We start from the raw sequence: 13,538 nt of genomic DNA on the forward strand, positions 1-13,538 counted from the left end.
TATGAAATACATTGTTTATACCACCTCGTTATCTATATATTTTTGGCTGGCGGCTGTTCCTGTTTTTGCACAAAAAGGCAAAATGGTTGTTCAAATTTGTAAAAAACCGTCGGTATTTCAAACTCTTAACTCTACGGAAAAAGCATTATCTGCCGTCTCCCGTGCCGAGTTATACAGACGCGAGGTATTCATACCAGACCCACATAAACTTCAAAATGCCTTGCAGCATAAATACATCTCCGCCCGCGAACGGAACAAATGGCGTGCACTGCGTGAGTCTTTTATCAAATTGGCTTATCTCCAACCCACTCCGCAAAATAAACTGCCTGCTTATTTTAAAAAACCCGAAGAAAATGCAAACTTTCAAAATAACCGCTTCTTGTTTAATTCTATGCAACGTATGGGTGCTGTCCGTCCGACCGAATCAACACACGCGGAAAACGACACCCAAGAAATCCAACAAATACAACAAGAATATACAGACGTGATACAGGAAATCACCCGTGTCGAAAAAATGGTAAACCACTGGATTATTTATTCTTCTTTGCCCGGAGAAGGCGCACGTCCCGCTCCCCAACAAATTCAAGCGATTAATGCGGCGATTTCTGACCTCATCGGCAAGTTACACAAACTACAAGCCAAACTGCCGGACGAACCATATCTGACAGCGCAGCTGGAAATATGGAATCAAACCTTTGCCACGTTTAACCCTCATTTCGAAAGATTAACTGGTTTTCATTCCGGACACGGGTCCCTCCGTACAGACAACCGTGTACTGGAAAAAAAAGAATTTTACTTGTTTAATCCGGATGGAACAGACTATTTACTTCCGCTGTCCAAAACCGAAAAAAATACCGGTATGAACTTTTGGATGCTCCAGATGTCCCCGTTCTTAATAGATATGTCGGAGGACGCACCAGAACTTACCCCCCAATTTGCCCAACAAGAGCGCGAAAAACTGCTCAAACAAGTGCCAACCGGATTACACATTGCCTTTCTTAATGACGATTGGACACCGCGTGTTAATTTTCAAAGCTGGGCCGCCAAAGGCTACTTGGGAAAAGACGCAGTGCTGGATGTATTTTACGAAGGAAATGCCTTGTTAGATAAACTTTACAACGGAACCAAATACGATTTAATTATTACCGATTTAATGGTACCTAACGGCGGAACCGAAATGATGCCACAGCTGCGTAAACTGAATAAAAAAGTAACCGTTATTGCCTGCAGTAAAAGCCGGCGCGAGGAAGAAGCCGAAGAAAATCTTTTTAAATACGGGTTTGACGGCTACCTGTGGTATTCCCCCCGTTTAAACGATAAACACTACGGTTATTTGGAATATTTACGCGGAATCTCCAACTACTATTATTACAAAAACCTGCACGGTTGGAGCCGTTAACTGGTTACGGCGCATTCCCCGTTTGACAACGTACTGAAAGCGGGAGAATTTGTAAGGGAACTCCCCGCATTACAATGCGGGGAGTTAAATTCTAATTACTGTTTTGCATCCGAAGAGGGAGCGTTTTTGGCAGAAATAGGTTCTTGAGGAATTCTAAACCAGAACATAGCGCCCTGCCCAAGCCCTGCGCTTTCCACACCGATTTCTCCGCCGTGCGCGTTTACGATTTCTTGCGCAATGGATAACCCTAACCCCCAACCTTGTTTTTTTAGATTACGATCATTATCGGACTGGTGGAACTTTTGGAAAATTTTACTTTTCTCCGAATGTAAAATCCCCGGCCCGTTGTCGGAAATCTGACACTCCACCCAGCCGTCTTCTACAAAAAAACGCGTTTCCACCCGTCCGCCCTGCGGGGCAAATTTAATGGCATTTCCTAACAAATTGCTAAGCACCTGCGAAATACGAAAGCGGTCCGCCGTGACCGTAATTTCCGTCGGATACGACGTTTTCTGCAAAAAAATCTTTTTCTTTTGTGCATTGACGGACTGAAGCGTTACCACATCACTGACCAACGCGTTAAAATTAAAAGGCTGTCCTTCCACCTTAAAACGACCGGATTCAATAACAGAAATATCCACCAAATCCGCCATCAGCATATTCATATTATCGGTGGCTTTTAAAATATTGTTTAACGCAATTTGCTCGTTCGTTCCCCCACCCTGCGGCGCGTCCATCATCAGCACAGAAGCAAACCCCTGAATAGACGAAAGCGGTTGGCGCAAATCGTGCGCAGCGATAGCCATAAATCTGGAGCGGATTTCATTCAGCCGCGTTAATTCCTGATTGGAAAGACGCAGCTTGTTTACTATTCCCTCCAACATATTTACTTTGCCGGAAAGCTGCATCTGCAAAGAAGAAATTTGCTGCTGGTAGTTGTGTTCCACTTTCATAATGGTACGGTTCATTTTCCGCAGCACAAACCGCTTGGTAATCCAATACGTCAGAAGCGACAAAATACCCGCCACCAACAACGAATACGATAGGAACATCTGCCATAAAGTCATAAGATTTCTCCGTTATTTAACGTAAAAAGAGCCGCCCCATACGTACTCTAGTTCCGCACGGGAAATGTCTCCCTCTCGCAACAAAACGGGCTTGTCCGTTAAATCCACCACACTGGAAGCCACCGGACTTAATGCGCCGTCCAAAAAAATATAATCTGCCTTTCCGTCAAAAGTTTCCAATACGTCTTTTTCCTCTGTCAGCACCGGCTGACTGTGCAAATTGGCGCTGGTGCAGGCCAGCGGCGCAGTCATTGCGCGAAGCAAAGCCGACAAAAAAGGATGATTCGGCACCCGCAGACCAATCCCCGCAAAACCGCGCGCAAGCGTGCGCCCTTCTGGCGACGGAGACAGTATCATTGTCAGTCCGCCGGGCCAAAACTTTTGTGCAAGACGCAAGGCCCCGCCGGAAAATTCCGCCATTCGGCGCGCCTGTTCCAAAGAACCCGTTAATATCTGCAGCGGGTTGGAAGCCGGACGGTTTTTAAGCGTATAAATTCGTTGAATGGAATCTTCGCAAAGCGCTCCCGTGCCAATGCCGTATACCGTATCCGTAGGCACCACGGCCACCGCTCCGTCCGTCAGCGCGCGGGCAGCCTGCAAAAAGTCTTTTTCGCCCATTTCCGATACTTTAAAAATACGTGTCCGGCTCATTTTCTTTCTCCCGTTCCGGTGCGGAGGGCCTGTCGATGATCATTACAAATTCGCCCTGTACTTTGCTTTTTTTAGAAAGTTCTTCCGCCAGCGTTTTAGCCGTGCCGCGCAGCCATTCTTCATACACTTTGGAAAGTTCGCGCGCCAAAATAACGGGCGTATTTTCCCCCAATGTTTTGGCAATAAGCTCCAACATCTTTATCACGCGGTAAGGCGATTCATACAAAACGACGGGGACGTTTAATCCGTACGCGGCGGAAATCATTTTGGCGGCTTTGCCCGCTTTGCGCGGCAAAAAGCCCAAAAACGTAAATGCGCCGCCGGTTATCCCCGCGCCCGCCAGCGCACACGCCACCGCGCTTGGCCCCGGGAGAGAAGATACTTTTATCCCCGCCGCTACGGCTTCTTTGACCAGCTTCCACCCCGGGTCGGAAATACACGGAGTGCCGCAGTCTGATACCAAGGCGTATGTCTTTCCGTTTTTTAATGCTTCCAAACAACGGGTGACAGAGCGTTCATCGTTTTCATTATAACGGTACAATGGCTTGGAAATGCCAAAATGGGAAAGCAAAATTTGGGTGCGGCGGGTATCCTCGCACAAAACGGCGTCGGCGGTTTTGAGCATTTCCAACGCGCGAAGCGTGATATCCTGCAAATTGCCGATAGGCGTGGGAACAATGTAAAGCATATAGTAAAAGTATATAAAATTAAACCACAGGACAACCAGACGGCAAATGCGGAACAAGCAAAATGTTGCCCGAAAAGCCATAAAAAAGCCTTTTCACAGTTAACCAACAAAGACGTACTGACGAATATACCTCAAAAACCGACCACTCTTGCATAATTCCCACAATGAAAATTTATTTTACTCTGCTGTTTGTGCCGTCCGAAAAAAAGCTGATGAGCCTATACGGATATGGAACGAAAAACAATAAGACCGCTGCACAGCCGAGGGATTGGCTTTACATATAAAAAGCCGCGCCCTTTTAAAAGCGCGGCTTTCCGTGTATCTCAAAAAATAACACTAAAAATAATAAATGGCATAATTATCTCCGCCCCACGCCGGATCAGGGTTATGCCCTGTTAGTGTGTGGCATAAATCACGCCCCTTTTGGTTATTTTTTGGAGCTACCCAACAAGAAGGGGGCATTTCGTCGCGCCAATACCGCATATACCATACATTCCCTGTGCCAACTTTTATGTTACATTGCCCATATCCTGTAGAGTGCAAGTGGCAATACCCCCAATTCTCCTCGTATATATCGCCATCAGAGCGTTCCCGAATCTTTTGCGGATCGGGAACTTCTATATCCAAATCGGCAAAATGCGTCGTATAGGTGCCGTTCGCCATATAATACACCTGCTCGGCCTTATACAAACTTTCCAACAGCGTTTTCGCCTGCGTATACCGCGCCTTGCCAACCGCTTTTTCATACTGCGGCAACGCCACCGCCGCCAAAATACCGATGATTAACACCACTACTAACAACTCTATAAGCGTAAATCCGCGCTTTTGATACATAGGATATATCCCCCCTCACAAAAGAAGCCATAATCCCAATTTATCAAAAAAAAAAAATGGGTCAAGGCATCCTAATTCGTTGTGCGTAAAGGCTCAGCTAACATTAGCCGTTAACCAACACAACAGGGGAGTTGGCTTTACATTCAGAACAAGAAAATTTTTTCCTATGCTTCCATAGATATTTAGTAAAATAATAATTTGTTACAAATTATAAAACCACAGAGGAAATACTCAAGAACAATGTCTAAAATTCTGTCCAAAATAAAGCTCAATACCTTTGCGATTATCCTTTCCATTATCGCAATCGTAGCCGCACTGACGTGGATTGTACCTAGCGGTGCATATGACAAAGTAAATGTAGACGGACGATGGGTCGTCGTCGCCGGCACCTATCACGCCGTTCCGGCCGAACCTCAGGGTCTTTTTGACGTATTAAAAGCCCCCATTCAAGGTTTTTCCAACACGGCTGAGGTCATTGTATTCCTGCTTGTTATTGGCGGCGTACTGGCGGTAGTGGAAAAAACGGGCGCTATTGCGGCGGGTATTCAGGCCGCCAGCGGATTTTTCCAAAAACGGCCGAATTTGCGTTTTCTGTTTATTCCGCTTGGGATTATCGTATTCTCGCTATGCGGAGCAACATTCGGAATGTGTGAAGAGGCACTGATTTTTATCCCTATTTTTATTCCCCTTGCCCTTTCGCTGGGGTACGACTCCGCCCTCGGCACTGCCATTCCGTTTATCGGTGCGGGAGTGGGCTTTGCCGCAGCATTTACCAATCCTTTTACCGTCGGAATTGCACAAGGCATTGCCCAAGTACCGCTGTATTCCGGCATCGGATACCGCTTTATTATCTGGATTATCTGCACAGCAGTGGTAATTACGTGGCTTAGCATTTACGCACGTAAAATTCGCAAAGATCCCACCAAAAGTCTAACGTACGAATTTGATATCGAAAAACGCAAAGAATTAAAACTCAATAAACAAGAAACCAAAATGACCCGCCGCCAGAAATGGGTGTTAGCGGCGTTCGGCCTTGGAATGCTGGGGCTGATCATCGGGGTACTTAAACCGCAAATCTGCTCGCTGATTTACGATATGTGGGGCATAGATTTAATGACCATACTGAAGTTGGAAGAATCCGGTTGGTACATTACAGAAATCGCCGCGCTGTTCTTGGGCGTGGGCTTTTTGTGCGGCATTTTGGGCAAGATGGGGATGCAGAAATTTAACGACGCATTTTTTGACGGCGTGCGTGGTATGGCCGAAATTGCTATGCTTTTGTGTTTTGCACAGGCAATCGTCATCATCGCCAACAACGGTCATATTCTGGACACAATGCTGAACTGGATGTCCTCTGCCATCAAGCACCTGCACCCCGTATGCGCTTCGTGGGCAGCGATGATGCTGCAAACGATTATTGACTTCTTCATTCCCTCCGGATCCGGCAAAGCCGTATTGACAATGCCTATTTTGGCGCCGCTGGCAGACCTCATTGGTATTACACGCCAAACAATGGTGCTCGCCTTCCAACTGGGCGGCAGTTGGATGAATATGGTCATCCCCACCGATCCCGTTACCATTGCCGCCATTGGGTTTGCACGCATTGCGTACCCGAAATGGCTGAAATGGATGCTGCCGCTTTTGGTCGTAATGTATCTCTTGTCGTTTATGTTTTTAGTACCGTCATATTTCATGAAATGGCAATAAGAATTTTGCGTCTCTCCGCATTTATTTTGTTTGAGCCGGAGAGACGTTTTTGCTTGGCAACAAGACGTACCAACTTGTACGAGAAAGAGGAAAACAAAAGTAAATGAAAAAAATGCTGTGCAACACCTATTTTTTGGTGTTCTCCATTATGGTATTCGTGGCCGCACTGACGTGGATCGTCCCCTCCGGCCAATACGACCGCATAGAAACAGACGGACGTACCTATGCCGTAGCGGGTTCCTACCACACCGTGGAAAAAGAACCGCAAAACATCGGTAATATCCTCGCCGCTCCGGTGGAAGGATTTACCCAGTGCGCGGAAATCATCGCATTTATTTTGGTGGTCGGCGCACTGTTTACGATTATAGAACGCACCGGCGCCATCAACACGCTGATCAAAAAGGTAAGCTTTTTCTTTGCCAGTAAGCCCCAATATAAAAAGTTTTTTATCCCCGTGTGTATGTTTCTGTTCTCCCTGTGCGGGGCGTTATTTGGAATGGAAGAGGAAACCTTGATTTTCATCCCCATCTTCATTCCGCTTGCGCTATCGCTGGGATATGATACGGTAATCGGAATGTCCATTCCGTTTATCGGCGCGTTTACGGGGTTTTCTTCGGCATTTGTTAACCCGTTTACTGTCGGTATCGCGCAGACTATCGCCCAGCTGCCTATGTACTCCGGCTGGCAATACCGTCTGCTCGTATGGTTCATTTTCACGTCCGTAGTGGCCGCATTCTTTACGTGGTACGGCGAACGCGTGCGGAAGAATCCCACCAAAAGCCTGACATATAAAATGGACCTTGAAAAACGCGCTGAATTAAATATCATTAACGATGTAGTGGTAGATGAAACTTTCCGGCTGACCCGCGCGCACAAGTTGGTTATTGCGTCGTTTCTTACCGGAATGATTGTGCTGTTTTACGGTGTTATCCGCTACCAATGGTATATGATTGAAATCGCCGCTGTGTTTTTGGGCGTAACGATTGCTTGTGCATACGTCGGCAAACTAACGTTGGACCAATCCACCGACGCTATCATCGACGGAGCCAAATCGATGATGGGCGTCTGTGTGCTAATGGCGCTGGCGCGCTCCATCGTCATCGTTGCTACCAACGGGCATATTTTGGATACATTTCTGCACGTGATGACGCAAAGTGTGGGAAATTTACACCCTATTTTAGCCTCGCAGGCGATGTTCGTGATTCAAACAGTGTTAAACTTTTTTATCGCCTCCGGTTCCGGCCAAGCAGTCCTTACGATGCCGATTATGGTTCCGCTGGGAGATCTCGTCAACGTATCGCGCCAGACGGTTATTTTGGCCTATCAGTTTGGCGAAGGCTGGGGCAACCCAATTATCCCGACAGCACCTGTCACAATGGGAGCACTTGCCTTGGCGGGAATATCGTACCCGATGTGGGTAAAATGGTTTATGCGGCTTGAAATCATTTTAATTATGCTTTCTATGCTGCTGCTTATTCCGGCTTACTATATTTGGTAAAATAACCGTAAGCCCCTTGGGCACGCCCAAGGGGCTTTTTCATAGGAAAGAAAAATGTTAAGCGAACTGAAAACCATTTCTTATTTTCATTGGGCAGACTGGCTTGTTTTTATGGGAGTACTGGGCATTACCTTTGCCGCAGCGCTGTATGGCAATATTCGGCTGAAAAAGAACAAACAGACAGCTGAAATGACCCCGCTGGACTACCTGCTGATGGGGCGGCAACTGACGCTCCCGCTCTTTGTGGCAACGCTTGTCGCCACGTGGTACGGGGGAATCTTCGGCGTAAACGAAATTACGTTTAATTACGGCATTTATAACTTTATCACGCAAGGATTATTTTGGTACGCGGCCTATTTGATTTTCGCATTTTTCATCGCCGAAAAAATAGCCCGATTTAATTCAATGACACTGCCTGATTTAACTAACCAGATGTTCGGCCCAAAATCAGCCAAAGTAGCTGCGGTGTTCACGTTTTTCTATATTACGCCCGTAGCCTACGTCCTCAGTTTAGGAATGTTCCTGCATATGGTATTTGGGCTCAGTGTACTGCAAGGGATGATTTACGGTACGCTATTTACCTGTTTATATACGGCGTGGGGAGGGTTCCGCTCCGTCGTGTTTTCGGACTTGGTACAATTTTTTGTAATGTGCGGCGCGGTGCTTTTGGTCGTCTTATTTTCACTACACGCGTTTGGCGGGCTCTCCTTTTTAAAAGCCAATTTACCCGCCGGACATTTTTCCGTTACAGGCGGAAATTCGTGGGCCAATACGCTGATTTGGGGATTTATCGCGCTGTCGGCCCTTATTGATCCCAGCTTCTACCAACGGTGTTTTGCGGCAAAAAGTCCGGCCGTTGTAAAAAAAGGCGTGCTCATCTCCACTTTTATTTGGTTTTGTTTTGATCTCTGCACCACGGCGGGTTCTTTATATGCGCGCGCCGTCCTGCCTAATGCCGAACCGGCACAAGCGTATTTTTTCTATTCCGTACAGCTGCTCCCTATCGGGCTTAGAGGTTTCTTCGTCGCTGGTATACTGGCGATTATTCTTTCCACGCTTAATTCGTTTTTATTCATTTCGTCCAACACGTTAAGTTTTGATTTCTTTCGCAAACGCTTCCGAAACGTGGTATTCTCAAACCGCGTCTCTATTTTTATCGTGGGAATATTGGCGATTATAATGGCACAGCTGTTTAAAGGAAGTTTTAAAGAAATCTGGTTGGTGCTCGGTTCTTACTTTTCGGCCTGTCTCTTAGTACCGATTTTAGCCGGCTACCTATGGCCGCACCGCATCAGCGACCGGTTATTTGTGCGCTCCTCGCTTACCAGCGCAGCGGCGATGACCGCGTGGAGATTTATTCCCAAGCACGAACTACTGGAATCCTTAGACCCGTTTTACATCGGTGTAGCGACGAGTCTTATTATTTTAATTCTTTGCCGGAGCAAATATGATAAATTTTTCCAATGTATTACTGATCGGTAACGGGGAAACTTTGCCGGCGGACTATTTACGCGCGCAGGCAAAACAAGCGGACTTTATTTTAGCGGCCGACGGCGGGGCCGACCGCGCTTTGGACTGCGGCGTAATGCCAGACATCGTCATTGGCGATTTAGACTCCGTATCCCCCTCCGCAAAAAAACGGTTAGGCAGCGATAAATTTATTTTTGTAGATAACCAGAATAATACGGATTTGGAAAAGGCACTCGACTATCTGACAAAACACAACTGCAAAAAATGCGTAATTTGCGGGTTTACTGGCGGAAGAATAGATTTTACGCTCGGCAATTTTTTATCGGTCTATCCGTATGTAAATCAAATAGAGATTTGCTTTGCATCGCCTAACTGGACAATTTATCCCTTGGCAGCCATGCGGAAATTTGCGTGCAAACGCGGCGCACGCGTGAGTTTGATTCCGCTAAAAACGTGTACGGGCGTAACACTGAAAGGGCTGAAATATCCGCTGACTAATGCACGTCTTTCTTGGACGCGCGCCGGCCGAAGTCTAAGCAACCAAACGACGGGAAAATATTTTCAAATTACCCTTAAAACGGGTTATATGTTGGTATACACAGAAGAAAATTAAGGCAAGCGGTATTGTCGCGCACCGCTTTGGCCTTGGTACACAAATACGCCGCCAAAAATTTTCTGGCAATAATCCCCCGAATTTTGTTCAAAAATTACGCCTGCGGCTGTTCGTTCCATACACGAAAGTATATTTTCTTGATACCCGGTACTTTCTAGAAAAAAACCAAATCCGCCGCCTTTATATTTACCTTTCAATCGACCGATATACACCCCCTTTGCCCCAGAATCCCCCAACAACTGCACAGACCATTCCCCATTGGAACGCGTATCAGAACCTTCGTTGTACCATTTTTCCGTGCCACTCCATGGGAGTTCTATATCCAGTTCGTCAAAAGTTCTGGCATACGTACCGTTAGCCATATAATACGCCTCTTGCGCCGCAGCAACTGATTTTAACACCGCAAGTGCCTGCGAAGCACGGCTTTTTTCCACCGCTTTTTGGTACTGCGGCAGCGCAACGGCCGACAAAATACCGATGATTAAGACAACGACTAATAATTCAATCAGCGTAAAACCTTTCTCTCCTCCGTCATTCCGGGCGTGGACCCGGAATCCAGGCTGTTTATTAAGTCTTTTTCCCCTTTGATATGGATGCTGAAACAAGTTCAGCATGACGGTATTTTTATACATGAGAGACATCCCCCTACTACTCAGAATTATCCCTATGATATCAAAAAAAAAAACGGGTCAAGGCTCTCCTTCATCTTTTTCTAACAGTAGAAAAAGAACCAAAAAGACTGCCCTGCCGCACCCATAAAATTCAGTTCCGTACGGCGCATTTTACAACTCGCCTGCGGCTCAGACAAATCAAATGCTTATCCCATACGGAACGTATTTTATAGACGGGTTAAGGCAGGGAATAACGACCAAAACAGATTTTGGAAAATGCTTGCCCCAGTAAGCAACAAGGGATAAGAAAAAGATATTTCTTATCCCTTGTGCGCAAATTGCAAGTTAAGAACAGCCGTTATACTTATTTCTGTCCGGTGCGGTCCTTCTTGTCTTTGTAGTGCGTATGCAGCAGTTGATGCGCCACCTTGCCGCCAATCTTGTCCAAAATACGCCCATACAACGCCAATACGCCGCTGTTGTCCTGCGGTTTATAGGCCAGCTCCGTATCTTCCTGATATAAGCCCTCGGCGCGTTTCTTGCGCGGCGCCCAGCCGTCAAACTGCGGCTGTCCGGCTCCGGCCACACAACCGCCTTGGCAGGACATTACCTCAATAAAGTCGTACTGATTTTTACCGGCTTTAATGTCGTCCAAGAGTTTACGCGCGTTTTTGAGGCCGCTTACTACGGCAGTGCGAATTTTTAAATCTCCTACCGTAATAATTTTCTCTTTGAATACTTTGCTATCGCGCAGGCTCGTAAATTTGACACTGCGTGCGTTGGCGGGATCCAACTCGGCAAGCGCATAACGCAACGCCGCTTCCATCACGCCGCCGGACGCGCCGAAAATCACGCCTGCACCTGTTTTGGTGCCGAAGGGCATATCAAACCATTCGTTTTCCAAATTGACGAAATCAATCCCCGCCTCTTTAATCATACGCGCAAGTCCTACCGTAGTAACCACGTAATCCGTATCGGGGTTGTTATCCACATAGAATTCTCCGCGTTTAGCTTCGGATTTTTTGGCCGAACACGGCATCACCGCCACCACGACGAGGTCTTCGCGTTTGCCGCCTCTGTCTTCAAAATCGGCTTTCAACACAGGCCCCATCATCTGCATCGGCGAGCGCGCGGTAGATAAATTGGGGATAAATTCAGGCGCAAACTTCTCCACATAATTGACCCACGCGGGGCAGCAGCTGGTAAACTGCGGCAGATTCGTGCCTTTTTTGAAGCGTTCCAAAAACTCGGTCGCTTCTTCTACAATCGTCAGGTCGGCCGCGAAAGCGGTATCATACACGTAGTCAAACCCCAGCATACGAAGCGCGGCGGCGATTTTCCCGTCTACATTTTGCCCCTGCGGCAGGCCGAAAATTTCGCCAAGGCCCACGCGCACAGCCGGAGCGATGTGTACGGCCACTTTCTTTTTGGGATTGTTAATTGCTTTAAAAACTTCTTCGATTTCCGAAGAATTGGGCATTAACGCCCCCGTCGGGCAGACGCGCGCGCACTGGCCGCAGGACACACATTCGTGGCTTTGGCCAAGCTCTTTATTAAACGCGGTGGCGATTTTGGAGCGGAACCCGCGGAACGCAAAATCAATCGCGCCGATACCCTGCACTTCGTTACAAATGCGTACGCAGTTACCACACAGAATACACTTGCTGTGGTCGCGCACTAAAGCAGGTGACGTAGCATCTTTGTGGCTGTCCAATTTTTTGGATTTAAAACGGATTTCCGTTACATCCAAATCTTTGGCAAGCTTTTGAAGTTTGCAGTTGCCGGATTTGGAACACAGCGTGCAGTTGTGGTTGCCGGAGGACAGCAACAGCTCCAAATTGATGCGGCGCAGTTTGCGGATTTCGTCGCTGTTTACGCGCACTTTCATCCCCGCTTTCGGGGCAACCGTGCACGAAGCTACAATCCCCATTCCTTTCACTTCTACCAAGCACAAACGGCACGCGCCGTAGGCGGCCAGTTCGGGGTGGTAGCAGAACGTAACAATGTTGAAATTGGCTTTGCGGACAAGTTCCAACAGGTTTTTTTCGCCTTCGATGGCGACTCTTTTCCCTTCGATAGTTACAAAGTTTTCGTTTTCCATAATACGCTCTCCCGTGGTTACGCGCCTACTGTGACCGCGCCGAATTTGCAGGTGGATTTACATCCGCCGCATTTGATGCACTTTTTAGGGTCGATGTGGTGCGGTTTGCCCACTTCGCCGCTGATAGCCTGTACCGGGCACGCACGTTTGCACATACCGCAGCCTTTGCATTTATCGGCTGCAATTTCAAAACGCGCTAATGCCTTGCACACTCCGGCGGGGCAGCGTTTGTCCACCACGTGGGCGAGGTATTCTTCTCTAAAATGTTTAAGCGTGGAAAGCACCGGATTCGGCGCCGTTTTGCCAAGCGCGCAAAGAGAAGATTTCTGCACGGCTTTGGCCAGGTCTTCCAGGTTTTCGAGCGTTTTGAGCGTCGCGCGGCCTTCGACAATGTCGTTAAGCATTGTAAGCATCTGCTCCGTACCTTCGCGGCACGGCACGCATTTGCCGCACGATTCGCGTTGGGTAAATTCCAAGAAAAAGCGTGCCACGTTTACCATACAGGTTTTGTCGTTCATCACGACCAAGCCGCCGGAACCGACCATCGCACCCGCAGATTTTAAGGAATCGAAATCAAGCGGTAAGTCCAAATGTTCTTTGGTAAGGCATCCACCGGAAGGACCGCCGATTTGCGCAGCTTTGAAGGCGGCTTTGTTAACGGTGCCGTCGTCGTTGGTGGTACCTCCGGCCACGTCGTCAATCACCTGGCGCAGCGTGGTGCCCATGGGCACTTCCACGAGCCCCGTGTTGGCGATGTGCCCCGTAACGGCGAATGTTTTGGTGCCCGGGCTGCCAAGCGTGCCGATTTTGCGGAACTCTTCCGCGCCCATTTCCAAAATTTTGGCGACGGTCGCTAACGTTTCCACGTTATTGATGACCGTGGGTTTGCCGAACAAACC

The 13,538-nt window shown here is 47.8% G+C and carries 12 protein-coding genes; 5 read left to right on the forward strand and 7 right to left on the reverse strand.

Going from position 1 to position 13,538, the window contains the following annotated elements:
• The first annotated feature begins 1 nt into the window (after position 1).
• The gene (locus ACI351_RS08045) at positions 2-1,399 is read left to right on the forward strand and encodes a response regulator (protein WP_439734730.1); all 1,398 of its coding nucleotides are present in this window, start codon (positions 2-4) and stop codon (positions 1,397-1,399) included.
• A 95-nt stretch (positions 1,400-1,494) separates the two neighbouring features.
• Here the strand turns inward: ACI351_RS08045 and ACI351_RS08050 are convergent, their stop codons facing one another.
• The 4 genes from ACI351_RS08050 to ACI351_RS08065 all read right to left on the reverse strand — a co-directional run bounded on the left by ACI351_RS08050 (position 1,495) and on the right by ACI351_RS08065 (position 4,639).
• Positions 1,495-2,466 (reverse strand): sensor histidine kinase, encoded by a 972-nt coding sequence (locus tag ACI351_RS08050; RefSeq protein WP_439734731.1) that lies wholly within the window; start codon positions 2,464-2,466, stop codon positions 1,495-1,497.
• Positions 2,467-2,478: 12 nt separating this feature from the next.
• Positions 2,479-3,117: an L-threonylcarbamoyladenylate synthase gene (locus ACI351_RS08055; RefSeq protein WP_439734732.1), complete on the reverse strand. Its 639-nt coding sequence runs from the start codon at positions 3,115-3,117 to the stop codon at positions 2,479-2,481.
• Positions 3,095-3,805 (reverse strand): 16S rRNA (cytidine(1402)-2'-O)-methyltransferase, encoded by a 711-nt coding sequence (gene rsmI / locus ACI351_RS08060; RefSeq protein WP_439734733.1) that lies wholly within the window; start codon positions 3,803-3,805, stop codon positions 3,095-3,097. The genes ACI351_RS08055 and rsmI overlap by 23 nt, the downstream gene beginning before the upstream one ends.
• Positions 3,806-4,141: 336 nt before the next feature.
• On the reverse strand, positions 4,142-4,639 hold the full coding sequence (locus ACI351_RS08065) for a type IV pilin protein (RefSeq protein WP_439734734.1): 498 nt from the start codon (positions 4,637-4,639) through the stop codon (positions 4,142-4,144).
• A gap of 240 nt (positions 4,640-4,879) precedes the next feature.
• Between ACI351_RS08065 and ACI351_RS08070 the strand changes: the two genes are divergently transcribed.
• The 4 genes from ACI351_RS08070 (at position 4,880) to ACI351_RS08085 (ending at position 9,927) form a co-directional block, all read left to right on the forward strand.
• Positions 4,880-6,346, forward strand: a complete 1,467-nt coding sequence (locus ACI351_RS08070; RefSeq protein WP_439734735.1) for a YfcC family protein — start codon at positions 4,880-4,882, stop codon at positions 6,344-6,346.
• Positions 6,347-6,449: 103 nt separating this feature from the next.
• Positions 6,450-7,844, forward strand: coding sequence for a YfcC family protein (locus ACI351_RS08075; RefSeq protein ID WP_439734736.1), 1,395 nt, complete (start codon positions 6,450-6,452; stop codon positions 7,842-7,844).
• A 54-nt stretch (positions 7,845-7,898) separates the two neighbouring features.
• Entirely contained in the window at positions 7,899-9,326 is a 1,428-nt protein-coding gene (locus ACI351_RS08080; RefSeq protein WP_439734737.1) for a sodium:solute symporter family protein, read from the forward strand.
• On the forward strand, positions 9,292-9,927 hold the full coding sequence (locus tag ACI351_RS08085; RefSeq protein WP_439734738.1) for a thiamine diphosphokinase: 636 nt from the start codon (positions 9,292-9,294) through the stop codon (positions 9,925-9,927). Before ACI351_RS08080 ends, ACI351_RS08085 begins: the two co-directional genes overlap by 35 nt.
• On the opposite strand, the gene ACI351_RS08090 is transcribed toward ACI351_RS08085, so the two are convergent.
• The 3 genes from ACI351_RS08090 to ACI351_RS08100 form a co-directional block, all read right to left on the reverse strand.
• Positions 9,924-10,559, reverse strand: coding sequence for a type IV pilin protein (locus ACI351_RS08090; protein ID WP_439734739.1), 636 nt, complete (start codon positions 10,557-10,559; stop codon positions 9,924-9,926). The two genes, ACI351_RS08085 and ACI351_RS08090, sit on opposite strands and share 4 nt — an antisense overlap.
• Before the next feature lie 343 nt (positions 10,560-10,902).
• Positions 10,903-12,639 (reverse strand): [FeFe] hydrogenase, group A, encoded by a 1,737-nt coding sequence (locus ACI351_RS08095; RefSeq protein ID WP_439734740.1) that lies wholly within the window; start codon positions 12,637-12,639, stop codon positions 10,903-10,905.
• A gap of 17 nt (positions 12,640-12,656) precedes the next feature.
• The coding region (locus tag ACI351_RS08100) for an NADH-ubiquinone oxidoreductase-F iron-sulfur binding region domain-containing protein (protein ID WP_439734741.1) at positions 12,657-13,538 on the reverse strand (882 nt) is incomplete at its 5' end.

The organism is Candidatus Avelusimicrobium sp., assembly GCF_051874775.1.
Taxonomy (GTDB): Bacteria; Elusimicrobiota; Elusimicrobia; order Elusimicrobiales; family Elusimicrobiaceae; genus Avelusimicrobium.